The 15,255-nt window shown below is 71.9% G+C and carries 11 protein-coding genes and 1 pseudogene; 9 read left to right on the plus strand and 3 right to left on the minus strand.

Going from position 1 to position 15,255, the window contains the following annotated elements; genetic code table 11:
* Positions 1-80: 80 nt before the first annotated feature.
* Together dnaJ and OG310_RS18905 are read left to right on the plus strand one after the other, a co-directional pair.
* Positions 81-1,271: a molecular chaperone DnaJ gene (gene dnaJ / locus OG310_RS18900; protein WP_329457054.1), complete on the plus strand. Its 1,191-nt coding sequence runs from the start codon at positions 81-83 to the stop codon at positions 1,269-1,271.
* Between the two features lie 4 nt (positions 1,272-1,275).
* Positions 1,276-1,752: a heat shock protein transcriptional repressor HspR gene (locus OG310_RS18905; RefSeq protein ID WP_329457055.1), complete on the plus strand. Its 477-nt coding sequence runs from the start codon at positions 1,276-1,278 to the stop codon at positions 1,750-1,752.
* A gap of 223 nt (positions 1,753-1,975) precedes the next feature.
* Here the strand turns inward: OG310_RS18905 and OG310_RS18910 are convergent, their stop codons facing one another.
* Positions 1,976-2,950, minus strand: a complete 975-nt coding sequence (locus tag OG310_RS18910; RefSeq protein ID WP_329457056.1) for a helix-turn-helix transcriptional regulator — start codon at positions 2,948-2,950, stop codon at positions 1,976-1,978.
* A 129-nt stretch (positions 2,951-3,079) separates the two neighbouring features.
* Positions 3,080-4,063, minus strand: a complete 984-nt coding sequence (locus OG310_RS18915; RefSeq protein ID WP_329457057.1) for a helix-turn-helix transcriptional regulator — start codon at positions 4,061-4,063, stop codon at positions 3,080-3,082.
* 321 nt (positions 4,064-4,384) lie between these two features.
* Between OG310_RS18915 and OG310_RS18920 the strand changes: the two genes are divergently transcribed.
* Entirely contained in the window at positions 4,385-4,705 is a 321-nt protein-coding gene (locus OG310_RS18920; protein ID WP_329457058.1) for a (2Fe-2S)-binding protein, read from the plus strand.
* 119 nt (positions 4,706-4,824) lie between these two features.
* Here OG310_RS18920 and OG310_RS18925 read toward each other — a convergent pair whose 3' ends face one another.
* The gene (locus OG310_RS18925; protein WP_329457059.1) at positions 4,825-5,235 is read right to left on the minus strand and encodes a pyridoxamine 5'-phosphate oxidase family protein; all 411 of its coding nucleotides are present in this window, start codon (positions 5,233-5,235) and stop codon (positions 4,825-4,827) included.
* Between the two features lie 358 nt (positions 5,236-5,593).
* Here OG310_RS18925 and clpB point away from each other — a divergent pair.
* The 6 genes and pseudogenes from clpB to OG310_RS18955 form a co-directional block, all read left to right on the plus strand.
* A pseudogene (clpB, locus tag OG310_RS18930) lies at positions 5,594-8,182 on the plus strand (ATP-dependent chaperone ClpB); the annotation flags it as partial.
* Positions 8,183-8,932: 750 nt separating this feature from the next.
* A complete protein-coding gene (locus OG310_RS18935; protein WP_329457060.1) occupies positions 8,933-9,466 on the plus strand; it encodes a YbjN domain-containing protein in 534 nt (177 codons plus the stop codon).
* Between the two features lie 236 nt (positions 9,467-9,702).
* Positions 9,703-10,884 (plus strand): aminotransferase class I/II-fold pyridoxal phosphate-dependent enzyme, encoded by a 1,182-nt coding sequence (locus OG310_RS18940; protein ID WP_329457061.1) that lies wholly within the window; start codon positions 9,703-9,705, stop codon positions 10,882-10,884.
* A gap of 978 nt (positions 10,885-11,862) precedes the next feature.
* On the plus strand, positions 11,863-12,381 hold the full coding sequence (locus OG310_RS18945) for a DUF2617 family protein (RefSeq protein ID WP_329457062.1): 519 nt from the start codon (positions 11,863-11,865) through the stop codon (positions 12,379-12,381).
* A 170-nt stretch (positions 12,382-12,551) separates the two neighbouring features.
* The gene (locus OG310_RS18950; RefSeq protein ID WP_329457063.1) at positions 12,552-14,228 is read left to right on the plus strand and encodes a polyamine aminopropyltransferase; all 1,677 of its coding nucleotides are present in this window, start codon (positions 12,552-12,554) and stop codon (positions 14,226-14,228) included.
* A 37-nt stretch (positions 14,229-14,265) separates the two neighbouring features.
* Positions 14,266-15,198, plus strand: a complete 933-nt coding sequence (locus OG310_RS18955) for a carbon monoxide dehydrogenase (RefSeq protein ID WP_329457064.1) — start codon at positions 14,266-14,268, stop codon at positions 15,196-15,198.
* Positions 15,199-15,255 lie beyond the last annotated feature (57 nt).

A 15,255-nucleotide genomic window follows, 5' to 3' on the forward strand; every position in this document is an offset into this window, starting at 1 on the left:
GCCGCTGCCGATGCCATGGCGGTGGCAGCGGCCGGCGCGGACGGGGATCGGTATCCGTATCGGGAGGAGGGACGTCGGGAGTGAGTACCAAGGACTTCGTCGAGAAGGACTACTACAAGGTCCTCGGCGTCCCCAAGGACGCCACAGAAGCCGAGATCAAGAAGGCGTACCGGAAACTCGCGCGCGAGTTCCACCCGGACGCCAACAAGGGTGACGCGAAGGCCGAGGAGCGCTTCAAGGAGATCTCCGAGGCGAACGACATCCTGGGCGACGCCAAGCGCCGCAAGGAGTACGACGAGGCGCGCAGCCTGTTCGGGAACGGCGGCTTCCGTCCGGGTCCCGGCGGTGGCGGCGGCACGTTCAACTTCGACCTGGGCGACCTCTTCGGAGGCGGGCCCCAGGGCGGCACGGGCGGCGGGGGCGGTGCGCCGGGCGGCTTCGGCGGCGGCCTCGGGGACGTCTTCGGCGGACTGTTCAACCGGGGCGGCGGCGGGACACGCACCCAGCCGCGCCGCGGCCAGGACATCGAGTCCGAGGTGACGCTCAGCTTCACCGAAGCCGTCGACGGGGCGACCGTACCGCTCAGGATGTCCAGCCAGGCGCCCTGCAAGGCGTGCTCCGGCACCGGCGACAAGAACGGCACGCCCCGTGTGTGCCCGACCTGCGTCGGCACCGGGCAGGTGTCGCGCGGCACCGGCGGCGGATTCTCGCTCACCGACCCGTGCGTCGACTGCAAGGGCCGCGGGCTCATCGCCCAGGACCCCTGCGACGTCTGCAAGGGCAGCGGGCGCGCCAAGTCGTCCCGGTCCATCCAGGTGCGCATCCCGGCGGGCGTCTCCGACGGGCAGCGGATCCGGCTGCGCGGCAAGGGCACGCCCGGCGAGCGCGGCGGTCCGGCCGGCGATCTTTACGTCGTCGTGCACGTGGGTACGCACCCGGTGTTCGGCCGCAAGGGCGACAACCTCACGGTGACCGTGCCCGTCACGTATCCGGAGGCGGCGCTCGGCGGCGAGGTGAAGGTGCCGACCCTCGGAGGGCCCTCGGTGACCCTGAAGCTGCCGGCGGGCACCCCCAACGGGCGCACGATGCGTGCCCGCGGCAAGGGCGCCGTACGCAAGGACGGTACCCGCGGGGACCTGCTCGTCACGGTCGAGGTGATCGTGCCGAAGGACCTGGCGACCGATGCCCGCGACGCCCTGGAGGCGTACCGGAAGGCCACTGCGGGCGAGGACCCGAGGGCGGAGTTGTTCCAGGCTGCGAAGGGAGCATGACGTCATGGACAGGGACGGCGGCGGCGCCCGGCGCCGCGCCTCTGCCGCGTTCGGCAGGGCGTACGAGCTGACGGAGGAGACTCCGGTCTACGTCATCTCGGTGGCGGCCCAACTGTCCGGGCTGCATCCCCAGACGCTCAGGCAGTACGACCGCCTGGGCCTCGTCTCGCCCGACCGCACGGCCGGACGTGGCAGACGCTACTCGGCGCGCGACATCGAACTGCTCCGCCAGGTGCAGCAGTTGTCGCAGGACGAGGGCATCAACCTCGCCGGCATCAAGCGGATCATCGAGCTGGAGAACCAGGTCGCCGCCCTGCAGGCGCGGGTCGCGGAACTGGGATCGGCTGTCGACGGCGCGGCGGCCGCGATGCGGCAGCGCGAGGCGCAGGTGCACGCGTCCTACCGGCGCGACCTGGTGCCGTACGAGGACGTGCGGCAGGCGAGCGCGCTGGTGGTGTGGCGGCCCAAGCGGCCGGAGTGACGCACGACGGTACGCGGGACACGTGGGACGGGCAGGGGCGGGACGCCGGAACGGGCGCCCCGCCCCTGCCCGTTGCCGTGCGTAGGGGGCTGCCGCGCCTGCTGGGTCGCTCCGCAGGAACCGCTGGTGCCCGCTGAGGTCGGGCGCCTGCTGGGGCCGCAGGAACCGCTGGTGCCCGCTGAGGTCGCCGCGCCGGGCCTTCCGTACTTCCGTACCCTCCGCGTCAGGTGAGCTCGCGCTCCGGGCTCACGGCCCACCAGTGGACGAGCTGGTAGACGGTACGGAACCCGAGACGGGCGCGCAGATCGGTGAGGTGCGCGTTGATGGTCCTGGCGCTGTAGCCGAGGGCCTTCGCGATCTGCTGCTGATCGTGCCCGGCGCACAGCTCGCGCAGGATGGCGCGCTGGAGGGGCGTACTGACGATGTCGTCGTCGGCGGGGGCGGGGCTGAACCAGTCGTCGCCGCGGTTCCACTGCTGCTCGAAGACGTCGGACAGGAAGGCGGCCACAGCGGGGTCACGGACGTGCCAGGCGCCGGCCTGGGCCGGGCGGCCTTTGACGCTGTCGACGAGGAAGGCCTGTCTTCGGTCGAAGAGGACCATCAGGAGGAAGGGACTCGCGAGGGTCCGGAACTGGCCCCCTATGGGAGCTATCAGGCGGACGCGGTCCTGGACCGCCGGGTTGGTTCTGCCACTGACGTGATAGAGCGTGCGGATCGCCACGCCCCGCTTCAGGACCCTGATGTCGCGGTCTTCCGTCAGCGTGAGCATGCGGCGTGTGCGAAGGCCCGGCTGGGCGCAGAGTATTTCGCTCTTCGCGGTGTCGCCGGCTGAACTGATCAGCGCGTTCACCGCGTCCGTACCCTTGACGAAGACAGCGCCCGTCGACGGGTCCGTCTCCTCCTCCACCGCTCGTCGGGCCCGCAGATCGCGGATGACCAGAGGCAGTTCGGCGAAGAGTTCCACGGACTGCGCCAACGCCTCGCTCACGGACTCGCGCAGGCGCTGCTCGACGTGATCGAGGTCCACCACGGTCACCAACCCGCTGAGCGGATCCCGCAGGGCCAGTCCGTGCCGCTCCAGATCCGCGAGCCCGGGTGTCCCCGGCCCTGCGCTCTCTCCGGCCGCGAGCCGTGCGTACAGTTCCCGCGCTTCGACCGAGAGCAAGGAGGCATGGCCGAGCTGGGTCTCTTGCGCCATTCCCGTCCTCAAGAAGTGGAAGTTCCTACCTACGAAGTGCGCGGCGCTTGTCGTCCCGTCGACTGTCCGGAAGTGTGAAACACCATGGATATCGGTACACCCGGGCACCGGTCTCCGGCTACGCCTTCTTCAGTCCTTTGCTCCCAGAATCCCCGACCGCGCTATGAGATAACCGAGTTGAGCCCGGCTCCCACTGCCCAGCGAGACGGCGAGTCTGGCGATATGAGCCCGGCAGGTGCGGACGTTCATGCCGAGGCGCCGTGCGATGGCCTCATCGACGAGGCCTTCGACGAGCAGTTTCGCGATGGAACGCTGGACCTCCGTGATGCCTTCGAGGCCCGGTGTCGAGGGCAGCGGCTCGACGAGAGGGGTGGCGTGGTGCCACAGGTTCTCGAACACTTTGGTGAGATACGCCACAAGTCCCGGGTGGCGGAGTTCGAGCGCGATCTTCCTGTCCTCACGGGCGGGGATGAAAGCGACGTTGTCGTCGCAGATGATCATCCGCTCTATGAGCTGTTCCAGTGTGCGTATCTCCACCTTGGCCCCGGCCATGTGGTCCACGTAGGCGAAGGTCCTCTGGCTGTGCCGGACGGTGTGCTGGTAAAGAGTGCGGACGCTGATTCCCCGGTCGATCAGGGGCTTGCTGCGCTTGATGGCCTCGCTGAGGACGTGCTCACTGCGGCCCCCTCCGGGCTGCACGGTGAGAACTTCTTTCCTGCTCTCACTCATGGCGAGGTCCAGCGCGTCGTGGATGCGGTTGAAGCCTTCGAGCACGGTGATGGCATGGATGCTGGGCGACGCCTGCTTGCTGATGGTCATGAACTCCTCGAAGGAGTCCGTCAGGTCCATGGTGAGGCGGCGACGCTCCTGGATCTCCCGCTCTATGGGGTAGATGCGCTGGGCCAGGGCTGTCGAGGGGGCCACCGGACGGAGCCATTCGGGGTCGTCCGGGTCCGGGTGCAGCAGGGCGAAGTCGATGAGGCACGGGGCGGCTTCCACCTCGATCCGGCCGACCCGTCCCGTACGCAACGCGGTGGCGTAAAGGCGTGCCCCTTCGGTGCATAGATCCGTCAGGGAATGCTGATGCGCCCCGTTTGAGCTGTCTGTACCCAATTGTCCACCCCTCAGGTTCTTGTACCTGCAGGAACATGATGCATCGGTAGTGTGGCGTTGGTGTCGTCAGTGAGCGATCGTCGTGGAAGACGGGGAAGAGAGCTTCTAGATGAGGAACCAAGCTGCTATGCGTGAGAGATCGCGTCGCTCGGTGGTCATAACCGCGCTCGTTGGGCTCGCTGCGGTCGGAGGACTTTTCTCCGTTGCTCACGTGGGCTACGGGCGTGGTGCCGCTGATCATGCCCGTGTCGTGCAGGCGAAGTCGGAGGCGGCCCTCGGTGATGTTGGGTGGGACAGCGCTCCGTTCGGCTCCGCTGTCTCATGACAACGCCCGCGGACGACAGAAGTCTTCGGCGTGAGATGGCCGCGGCCTACCGGTCGGGGTGGCACTTCATCGATCTCGTGTCCGCGATTCCGCGGCGCGGGGACTCGTTGAGGGTCACACTGTTCGGAGAGCCCGTGCTCGTCGTGCGCGAGGAGGACGAGGACGTCCGTGCGTACCGTTGCCTGCGCCGCCCTCGCGGTGCACCGCAAATGGTCCGATGCTGCATCAGGTATGACATGATTTTTGTTAATCTTGATCGGCGTGACCATGAGCTCGTAGGACCACAACCCCATACAGCCACCCCCCGCAGTGCCTGAGCGATTCCCCCGTCGTAACAGATCGCTCAGGCGCTTCCCCCACACAACGGCGCCATCGTGGACCTGAAACGCGATGGCGCCGTTGTGCTGCCCGGACGTAGGTGGCGGGCGGTGGCGGATCAGCCGCGTCCCATCGCCCGGTCCAGGGCGATCTCGATGACCACGCGGTCCGGGTTCGGGGCCGGCGTGCGGCCGTAGCGCTCCGCGTAACGGCTGACCGCGTCGGCGACCACCTCGGGTTCGGTGCGGACCCGGGCCCGGCCCTCCAGCGTCGCCCAGCGGCCCTTCATCACCTGGCAGACCGCGACCCGTGCGCCGTGGGCCCCGTCGGCGGCCGCCAGGACGTTCGCGACCTTCCTGCTGTTCTTGTTGGTGATCACCCGCGCGACCCCCGCCTCGGGGTCGTACGTGACGCCGACCGGCACCAGGTGCGGTGAGCCGTCCGGGCGCTGTGTGGCGAGGGTGCAGAGGTGGTATTCGCGCCAGAACGCCAGGTACTCGGGATCGGGGGCGCGTACGTCGTGGGTCATGCCATGAGCGTAGGTCCCGGTCCCGGTCGCGGGAGTCCGGTCCGGGGAGCGCGGCCCGGGGGAGTCCGGACCGTGGGAGTCGCTCCGGGTCGGGCGGTGGTCCCCCCGGGGGCCGCCCGGGGACCCGTCCGTCCCGCTGCGCGTGCCCGGCGACCGTGCCCGTCACGTTCCCGGCGGCCGGTGCCCCGCTGCCCCTCCCCCACGGCCCGTGCCCGGCCGCCCGGCGGCCGGTGGCCGACGCGGGATCGAGGGTGCGATCGGGGTCGTGCCCGGGTCCCGTTTTGGAGTTGAGTGGAATAGACTCAACTTTGCGCAGGTTCTCATCGTCAGGATTGAGGAACAGGAGGAGAGAGCGCACGTGGACGCCGAGTTGACCAACAGGAGCCGGGAAGCGATCACCGCCGCGAGCAACAGCGCCGTGGCCCAGGGACATCCGGACCTGACCCCCGCCCATCTTCTGCTCGCGCTGCTGGCCGGGCAGGACAACGAGAACGTCACCGACCTGCTGTCGGCGGTGGAGGCCGACCTGGCCCTGGTCAGGTCCGGGGCCGAGCGGCTGCTCGCCGGGCTGCCCAGCGTCGCCGGGTCCACCGTCGCGCCGCCGCAGGCGAACCGCGACCTGCTCGCCGTGATCGCCGACGCGACCCGGCGGGCCCGCGACCTCGGTGACGAGTACGTGTCGACGGAGCACCTGCTCATCGGCATCGCCGCCAAGGGCGGTCAGGCCGGCGAAGTGCTGGCGGGTCAGGGGGCCACGGCCAGGAAGCTGGCCGACGCTTTCGAGAAGTCCAGGGGAGGACGCCGGGTGACCACACCCGATCCGGAGGGCAACTACAAGGCGCTGGAGAAGTTCGGTACGGACTTCACGGCCGCCGCGCGCGAGGGCAGGCTCGACCCGGTCATCGGCCGGGATCAGGAGATCCGCCGCGTCGTGCAGGTCCTGTCGCGCCGTACGAAGAACAACCCGGTGCTCATCGGTGAGCCCGGCGTCGGCAAGACGGCCGTCGTCGAGGGGCTCGCGCAGCGCATCGACAAGGGCGACGTGCCCGAGTCGCTGAAGAACAAGCGGCTGATCTCGCTGGACCTCGGCGCGATGGTCGCCGGCGCGAAGTACCGGGGCGAGTTCGAGGAGCGCCTGAAGACCGTCCTGTCCGAGATCAAGGACAGCGACGGCCAGATCATCACGTTCATCGACGAGCTGCACACGGTCGTCGGCGCGGGCGCCGGCGGCGACTCCGCGATGGACGCGGGCAACATGCTCAAGCCGATGCTGGCGCGCGGTGAGCTGCGCATGGTGGGCGCCACCACGCTGGACGAGTACCGCGAGCACATCGAGAAGGACGCCGCGCTGGAGCGCCGCTTCCAGCAGGTGCTGGTCGCTGAGCCGTCCGTCGAGGACAGCATCGCGATCCTGCGCGGACTCAAGGGCCGCTACGAGGCGCACCACAAGGTGCAGATCGCGGATGCCGCGCTGGTGGCAGCGGCCACCCTCTCCGACCGCTACATCACATCGCGCTTCCTGCCCGACAAGGCCATCGACCTCGTCGACGAGGCCGCGTCCCGGCTGCGCATGGAGATCGACTCGTCGCCGGTCGAGATCGACGAGCTCCAGCGCGTGGTGGACCGCCTCAGCATGGAGGAGATGGCGCTGAAGAACGAGTCGGACCCCGGCTCCGTACAGCGCCTGGAGAAGCTGCGCCGCGACCTGGAGAACCGCAAGGAGGAACTGCGCGGCCTGACCGCGCGGTGGGAGAAGGAGAAGAAGGGCCTCAACAGGGTCGGTGAGCTGAAGGAGCGCATCGACGAACTGCACGGCCAGGCCGAGCGCGCTCAGCGCGACGGCGACTTCGACTCCGCCTCGAAGCTGCTGTACGGGGAGATCCCGTCGGTGGAGCGGGAGTTGCAGGAGGCCTCCGCCGAGGAGGAGCAGGAGTCCGACAAGAACACCATGGTCAAGGACGAGGTCGGTCCCGACGACATCGCCGACGTGGTCGCGTCCTGGACGGGCATTCCGGCGGGCCGCCTGCTGGAGGGCGAGACGCAGAAGCTGCTGCGCATGGAGGACGAGCTCGGCCGGCGGCTGATCGGCCAGAGGGAGGCCGTAGGGGCGGTGTCCGACGCGGTGCGGCGTACCCGCGCCGGTATCTCGGACCCGGACCGGCCGACCGGGTCGTTCCTCTTCCTCGGCCCCACCGGTGTCGGCAAGACCGAACTGGCGCGGGCGCTCGCGGACTTCCTGTTCGACGACGAGCGCGCCATGATCCGGATCGACATGAGCGAGTACGGGGAGAAGCACTCCGTCGCGCGGCTCGTCGGCGCTCCTCCCGGCTATGTCGGCTACGAGGAGGGCGGTCAGCTGACCGAGGCGGTGCGGCGGCGTCCCTACTCGGTGGTGCTGCTGGACGAGGTGGAGAAGGCGCACCCCGAGGTCTTCGACGTCCTGCTGCAGGTGCTGGACGACGGGCGGCTCACCGACGGCCAGGGCCGGACGGTGGACTTCCGCAACACCATCCTGGTGCTGACGTCGAACCTCGGCAGCCAGTACCTCGTGGAGTCGGGCACCTCGGAGGAGCAGAAGCGGGAGCAGGTGCTCTCGGTCGTACGGTCCTCCTTCAAGCCCGAGTTCCTCAACCGCCTCGACGACATGGTGGTCTTCTCCGCCCTGTCCAGGGACGAGCTGGCGCGCATCGCCCGGCTGCAGGTCGACCGGCTCGCGAAGCGGCTCGCCGAGCGCAGGCTGACGCTGGAGGTCACGCCCCAGGCGTTGGACTGGCTGGCCGACGAGGGCAACGACCCGGCGTACGGGGCGCGTCCGCTGCGCCGCCTGGTGCAGAGCGCGATCGGCGACCGGCTCGCGAAGGAGATCCTGTCGGGCGAGGTCAAGGACGGTGACACCGTCCGCGTGGACCGTTTCGACGAGGGTCTGATCGTCGGGCGCGCGGACGGCGGCCCTGCGGAGGGCGCCTCCGCCCCGGGGCCCGTCGGGTCGGCACCCGAGGACGCCGAGAACGCCGAGGAGGCCGGGAGCGGCGAGGCGGCGGGGGAGCGCCCCGCGAAGACGCTGTAACGCCGGTCCGCGGCTTGTGGCCTCGGTGGCTGTGGTCTGTGGTCGGTGGTCTGTGGCAGGTCTGGCCGACTCCGGGCTGGGGCTGGGGCTGGCGTCCGCTGCCGGCGGCCGGAGAGATCGTGGTGGGGCGGTGGCCCGCCACCCGGGGAGGCTCCGGGTGGCGGGCCATCGCCGTACGCACGCCGGGCCACTGCCGTACGCACCCCGGGCCACCGCCGTACGCGCGCCGGGCCACCGGCACGGCTTCCGTGGTGGACGGTGCGGACGGACGGTGCGTTCGGTGCGGCGCGGGGGCCGGTGGCCGGGGCGGACCGCGTGGAGATTCACCGCACGGTCCGTCCGCGGCCGTGCGCCCGGGTGATCACCGCAGGTGCCGTGGCGCTCCGCGCGGTTCCCTCGCCCCGGGACGTCCGTCCGGGGCGCGGGCCCCTCGCCCGGGATGTCCGTCCGGTGGGAACGCCGGGGCGGCCGCGCGGGCCCGTCCGCCGTGTCAGCGGGCGCGGGCCGGGCAGGCGGAGGGGCCGGCGGTGGGACCGGGCAGGGAAAAGGCCGGACCCGCGCCCACCTGGCTTGCCACCTCCCGGCTGTGATGAGGGAGGATGGCGGGAACCGTACGAAGGGAAAAACACGGTGAGCATCGATCCGTCCTCGATTCCAAATTTCGGGGGGCGCCCCGAGCCGGAGCCGGCTGCCGGAGCGGCGGCTCCCGTCGTCGTCCCGGACCAGGACCTGGTCAAGCAGCTCCTCGGCCAGATGGAGCTGAAGTACGTCGTCGACGACGAGGGTGACCTCGCGGCGCCGTGGGAGGAATTCCGTACGTACTTCATGTTCCGCGGCGACGAGGAACAGCAGGTCTTCTCCGTGCGTACGTTCTACGACCGGCCGCACGAGGTCGACGAGAAGCTCCGCATCCTGGAGCTGATCGACGACTGGAACAGGCGCACCCTGTGGCCGAAGGTCTACAGCCACGTCCACGAGGAGGACGACGGTCCGCCGACCGTCCGCCTCATCGGTGAGGCGCAGATGCTGATCGGCACGGGCGTCGGCGTCGACCACTTCGTGTCGTCCACCGTCAGCTGGGTGCGCGCGTCGATCGAGTTCGACAAGTGGCTGGTGGAACAGCTGGGACTCGAACCGGGCGACGAGAAGCCCGAGGACGCATAGCCCACGGAGCGCGGCTGCGGGGCCGCGTGCCCGAGGGCGCGCGGCCCCGCACGGCCTCGTGAGGGGCCCCGCCGGCCCCCGCCACCGTTCGCGGTGACGGGGGCCGCCGCATGCCCCGGCCGAGGCGTCGCGCGCCCGGCGGCCCGGATCGCGGGCCCGGCGGGATCGCGGAGGCGAGGCCCTAGGGTGGCGGACACAGCGGGCTGGCGGCAGCGGCGGAAGCGGGAGATGCCTCGATGGACACGGTGAGCGGTACGGCCTGGCGGCCCGCGGCGCGGGTACGGGGCATGGGCACCTCGATCTTCACCGAGATGACTGAGCTGGCGCGGGCCACCGGGGCGGTCAACCTCGGCCAGGGCGTGCCCGAGCTGGCGAGCCCGCCCGCGCTGCTGCGGGACGTGGCAGACGCGGTCCTCGCCGGGGCCAACCAGTACCCGCCCGCCGCGGGCGTGCCCGCCCTGCGGGAGGCGGTGGCCGCGCACCAGCTGCGGCGCTACGGCCTCGCCCACGACCCGGCCACCGAGGTCCTCGTCACCACCGGCGCGACCGAGGCGCTGGCCGCCTCGGTGCTCGCGGTGTGCGACCCCGGGGACGAGATCATCGCCTTCGACCCCTGCTACGACGCCTACGCGGCGGACGCGCGCCTCGCCGGCGCCACCCTCGTCGGGGTGGCGCTGGCGACCGACGGTGACGGCTTCCTGCTGGACCCGGACGCGCTGCGCGCCGCCGTCACGCCGCGGACACGCGCGCTGATCCTGAACACCCCGCACAACCCGACCGGCAAGGTGTTCACCCAGGCGGAGCTCGCGGCCGTCGCGGAGGTCTGCCGGGAGCACGACCTGACCGTCATCACGGACGAGGTGTACGAGCACCTCGTCTACGCGGGCCTGCCGCATCTGCCGGTCTCCGCGCTGCCGGGCATGCGCGAGCGCACCCTGACCGTGTCCAGTGCGGGGAAGACGTTCAACACGACGGGCTGGAAGGTCGGCTGGGTGTGCGGGCCCGCGCCGCTGGTCGCCGCGGTGAGCGCCGCGAAGCAGTTCCTCACGTACGCCTCCGGCACGCCCTACCAGGGCGCGCTGGCACGGGCGCTGGGCTCCGTGGAGGAGTGGGCGGCCGGACTGCGGGGCGAACTGCGTGCGAATCGCGATGTGCTGACGGAGGGTCTGAAGGCGGCCGGACTACGGCCGTTCCGCGCAGACGCGGGGTACTTCGTCCAGGCCGACGTGCGTCCGGCCGGGTACGAGGACGGCGTGGAGTTCTGCCGCGACCTGCCGGGGCGGGTCGGGGTGGTGGCCATCCCGACGTCGGCGTTCCAGGTCGTGGCGGGGCCGCGGTGGCTGGTGCGGTTCTCCTTCTGCAAGAAGAGGGAGACGCTGGACGACGCGGTGTCCCGCCTCCAGCGGCTCGGCGCCTGACGGTCGGGGGCCCGACGGCCCGGGCCCTGACGGTTCGGGGCTCCCAGCGGTTCGGGGCACCGGCGGCCGGGGCCCGCGCGGCGCGGTGAACTGTGCGCCCGGGCTCCGATCGGGCCGCGGGGCGGTCGCGGGCACAGGCGCGCGGCGGACGTTCGTGTACGGAAACCTCCGGTGTTTCTCAACAGTTCCGCAACACGGTCTTTGGCGCGCGTTCACGGGGGGAGACGACAGGCAGAGACATCGACGGGGGAAGGCAGGTGACGCTCCGATGTGGATCATCGTGGGAGTCGTCGTGGTGGTCGTACTCGTGTTCTTGGCGGCCCGGCGCAGTAACCGGCGTGGCCGGAGCGGGGGTTACGGCGGCGGACGGGGCGGGTCGTCGGGCGGTTCGAACAGCTGGTGGGCGGGCGGCGGCGCCGCCGCGGGCGACCCGCGGCACGGTGGCGGGCACCACACCTCGCACCACGACAGTGGCGGCGGCGGACATCACGGTGGTGGGGGGCACTCCTGCGGTGGTGGCCACTCGTGCGGCGGTGGCGGCAGTTCCTGTGGGAGCTCCTGCGGCGGGAACTGAGTCCGGCGGGCGCGGTCGAAGGGTGCGCCCGGGGGACGGTCCACGGTGCGGTCGACGGCGCCACCGGGGGCCGGACCAGGGCGCCTTCGGGATGTGACAGAGGCATGAGCGGGGCGCGGGACCGGGCGGGCGGTGAGCCGCGGCCGGTCCCGACGCGTCGGGGCGCCTCCATCTGAACACCTGAACACCGAAGCCCCCGAGGGGATGGAAACCCCGCCAAGTTGGGTAAAAACGCTGTAGGCGCAGCGGACTTCGTGATTCGCTGGGAAAGTCTTCCACCAGCCCTCGGACTCCCGGGACCGACCCGCGGAGACGAGAGGGCGACCCTTCGCGCGTCCTTCAGCTGCATTCTCTCCGGGGGTGTCCCCCGGCCCATCCGTCACGTGTGTCTGCGGAGCCGATCCATGCTCACGACCCTGAATACCGCCTACACCGACACCCGCGCCGCCGATCTGGCCTGGGCGTTGGGACGGGGGCCACTTCCGGCCCTCGCCACACTTGACCTCGATCTTTCCGGCGCGAGACTTGAGCTGAGACTGCTCGGCGCGTCCCACCAGGTGCTGCTCGAAGAGGACGGGGGCGCGTGTTCGGAGACCGTGGCGTGCATCCCCGGCAGCAGCACACCACTGCCACTCGGTGTGTCCGAGCGCATCGGCGACTGGGAGTACGAGTTCGCCGCGCGCGTCGAGCATCTGTCACAAGGCCAGTTCGCCGGTCGGGCGCAGGAATTGCTCGCTCTGGTGGCCGATCACCCGAACGGCCTTGCGGGCACGTTCCCCGGTTCGCCGTACGCGTTCACGGCGCTGCTCGCCCAGCGTGACGAGGGTTCGGTGCGGTGGCGCACCTGGCACGCGTACCCGCAGGAGGGTCAGCTCGTGGTGACCAGGACACGGGTCGGGGTGCGGATGCCGGCCGTGCTGTGAGGCGGGGGACCGGGGGCGGGCCCGCCGGCCGGGGTGTCGCGTCGCCGCCGTGCCGCGTCCCGGTCGCCGCGCGAGCCGTGAGGTGCCCGGGGGGCGGACCGCGGCTCACGGGTCGAGATGCACCCGTGTGGGTGACCATGTGCGAGCGAGACGTGACGTAGCGTTACCTCATGCTCGACCAGCACGCCGTGGCGCAGCGAGACCCGTCACCGGCGGGACCGCCGCCACCACCGCCCTGCCGCGAGCCGCGGCCGCCGGTTCGCGCGGACGCGGTCCGCTTCCTGGTGCTGCTCGTGGTGTTCGTCTGTGCGGCCTGCGGCCTCGTGTACGAGCTGGAACTCGTCGCGCTCGGCTCGTACCTCATGGGGGACACGGTCACCCAGGCGTCCGTGGTGCTCTCGGTGATGGTGTTCGCCATGGGCATCGGCTCCCTGCTCGCCAAGCGGCTGCGCACCCGAGCGGCCGTCGGGTTCGGACTGGTGGAGTCGGGGCTCGCGCTGGTCGGCGGCATGTCCGCGTTCACGCTGTACGCGAGCTTCGCGTGGCTCGGCGGCTCGCGCGGGGCGATCGTCGCCTTCTCCCTCGCCATCGGCGTGCTGACGGGTGCCGAGATCCCGCTGCTGATGACCCTGATCCAGCGGGTCTCGCGGCAGGACGCGGGCGCGGCCGTCGCGGATCTGTTCGCGGCGGACTACGTGGGCGCGCTGGTCGGCGGGCTGGCCTTTCCGTTCCTGCTGTTGCCGTGGCTCGGGCAGCTGACGGCCGCGATGGTCACCGGCGCGGTGAACGTGATGGCGGGCGGCGCGCTCGTGCTGTGGCTCTTCGGGCGGGACCTGTCGCCCCGGGCGCGGCGGCTGCTGCTCACCGCCGATGTGCTGGTGCTCGCGGTACTGGCGACGGCGGCGGCGACGGTCGGCGACTTCGAGCGGGCCGCGCGCTCGGCCGTCTACGGCCCGGGTGTCCGGGTCGCGGTGCACACGAGCGTGCAGGAGATCGTGCTCACCGGCGGGGCCCGGGGGACGCTCGACCTGTACCTGGACGGCAGGCTCCGGGTCAGCGCGCGGGACGAGTACCGCTACGACGAGGGGCTGGTGCATCCGGCGATGCGCGGGCCGCACGCGCGGGTGCTGATCCTCGGCGGCGGCGACGGCCTCGCGGCACGTGAGGTGCTGCGCTATCGGGACGTCGCGTCGGTGACGGTCGTGGACATCGACGGCGAGGTCGAGCGGCTGGCGCGCGAGGATCCCGCGCTCAGCGCACTCAACGGGCACGCGTACCGGGACCCGCGGCTGCACGTGGTCACGAGCGACGCGTTCAGCTGGCTGCGCGGGGCCGAGCGCGCGCGACCCGGCAGCGGTCCTGCACCGTTCGACGTGATCGTCTGCGACCTGCCCGATCCGGGCATCACGTCCAGCTCGAAGCTGTACTCGCAGGAGTTCTACGGCCTGGCGGCGCGCGCGCTCGCCCCGGATGGGCGGCTGGTGGTGCACGTGGGGCCCCTCGCGACGCGCGTCCGGGCGTTCTGGACGGTGGACGCGACGCTGCGGGCCGCCGGATTCCGGGCGACGCCCTACGGGGCGACGGGACCCGCGGACGGTTTCGCGGGCGGCCCCGACCGGACGAAGCGGGCGGGCCGGGGCGAGTCGGCCCGGGAGGACTGGGGGTTCCTGCTGGCCGCACGGGGTCCCGCGGCCCCGCCGCTCGCCCTCGCGCCCGACGCGCCTCGGCTGCGGTCGCTGGACGCGGCCCGGCTCGCGGCGGACGGACGGGCCGCCGCCCGGCAGCGGCCGGGCGGGGCGGGGCGCCTGCCGCCGTCGACTTTGATTCACCCGAGATACGGCGAGTGAGCGCCGTCCGGGGCGGGTTTAAGTAGGCTCGGGTCCCATGGACCACGAGGTGTTCGTTCCGGTTACGGCGGCGGCCCTGCGGCGTACGCTGCGGGACCCGGCGCGGGTCGCCCACTGCGTCCCGGCGTTCCAGCAGGACGCGGAGAGCGAGCCTGGTGCGATCACCGGCCGGCTCAAGGTCCGCGCGGGCGGCCACACGATCACGTATCGGGGCACGCTCGGCGTGACCGAGGAGGACGACGGGGTGTTCACCGTCCGGGCCGAGGGCGAGGAGGTCAGGGGCACGGGATCGGTGTCGGTGACGCTGGACGTGCGTCTGACGCCGGCCGTCTCGGTGACCGCGCCGCCGCCCGGCGCCTCGGGCGAGCCCGGGGAACCCGGCACCACGGACGGGACGGACGTCGGCTTCACCGGCGTCTCGCACGCGCAGGGCCGGCTCGCGGAGCTGCCGCGCGACGCCGCGACGCAGGCGGCACGGCGGCTGCTGGATCGGTTCGCCGCACGCCTGGGCGACGAGAGCGGCCCGCACAAGGACCGCGCGCCGGGGACGCCGGACAGCGCCGAGGAGGCGGGCGAGCCGCTGCCGCCGAAGGGGACGCCGTCGGGTGGCCCGTCCACGCCCTCCGCGCCGGACTCCTCCGCACCGTCCTCACCGGACACTCCGCTGTCGGGCGAGACGGTCGCCGGGGACGGCGACTTCCACATCCCGGACGGGTTCGACGACCTGGACGACGCGGACGGCCCGGAGGACGACGACGGCCCGCCCGCCGAGGCGGCACACGCGCGACGGACCATGATCGGCCGCAGCGCGGAGGAGGTCGACCACGCTCCGCCCCGCGGCCGGTACGCCCCGGTCCCGCTGCCGGAGGCGACGACGGCTGTGAGCTCCCTGCGCTGGGTGGCCCCGGCCGCCGCGCTGGCCCTGGCCTCCGCGGTCGTCGTGACGCGCGCGCTGCGGCGCCGCCGCTGAGCGGGACGCCGGGCCGGAGCGCGCCGGGGCGGAGCGCGCCGGGACGGAGCGCGCCGG

The sequence above is a fragment of the Streptomyces sp. NBC_01497 genome, from assembly GCF_036250695.1.
Lineage (GTDB): Bacteria > Actinomycetota > Actinomycetes > Streptomycetales > Streptomycetaceae > Streptomyces.

Excerpts from the sequence above, each read along its gene's own strand:
- OG310_RS18950 (WP_329457063.1), top strand. The coding sequence starts at position 12,552 with ATGCTCGACCAGCACGCCGTGGCGCAGCGAGACCCGTCACCGGCGGGA.
- OG310_RS18910 (WP_329457056.1), bottom strand. The coding sequence starts at position 2,950 with ATGGCGCAAGAGACCCAGCTCGGCCATGCCTCCTTGCTCTCGGTCGAA.
- OG310_RS18945 (WP_329457062.1), top strand. The coding sequence starts at position 11,863 with ATGCTCACGACCCTGAATACCGCCTACACCGACACCCGCGCCGCCGAT.
- OG310_RS18955 (WP_329457064.1), top strand. The coding sequence starts at position 14,266 with ATGGACCACGAGGTGTTCGTTCCGGTTACGGCGGCGGCCCTGCGGCGT.
- OG310_RS18905 (WP_329457055.1), top strand. The coding sequence starts at position 1,276 with ATGGACAGGGACGGCGGCGGCGCCCGGCGCCGCGCCTCTGCCGCGTTC.
- OG310_RS18925 (WP_329457059.1), bottom strand. The coding sequence starts at position 5,235 with ATGACCCACGACGTACGCGCCCCCGATCCCGAGTACCTGGCGTTCTGG.
- OG310_RS18920 (WP_329457058.1), top strand. The coding sequence starts at position 4,385 with ATGACAACGCCCGCGGACGACAGAAGTCTTCGGCGTGAGATGGCCGCG.
- OG310_RS18940 (WP_329457061.1), top strand. The coding sequence starts at position 9,703 with ATGGACACGGTGAGCGGTACGGCCTGGCGGCCCGCGGCGCGGGTACGG.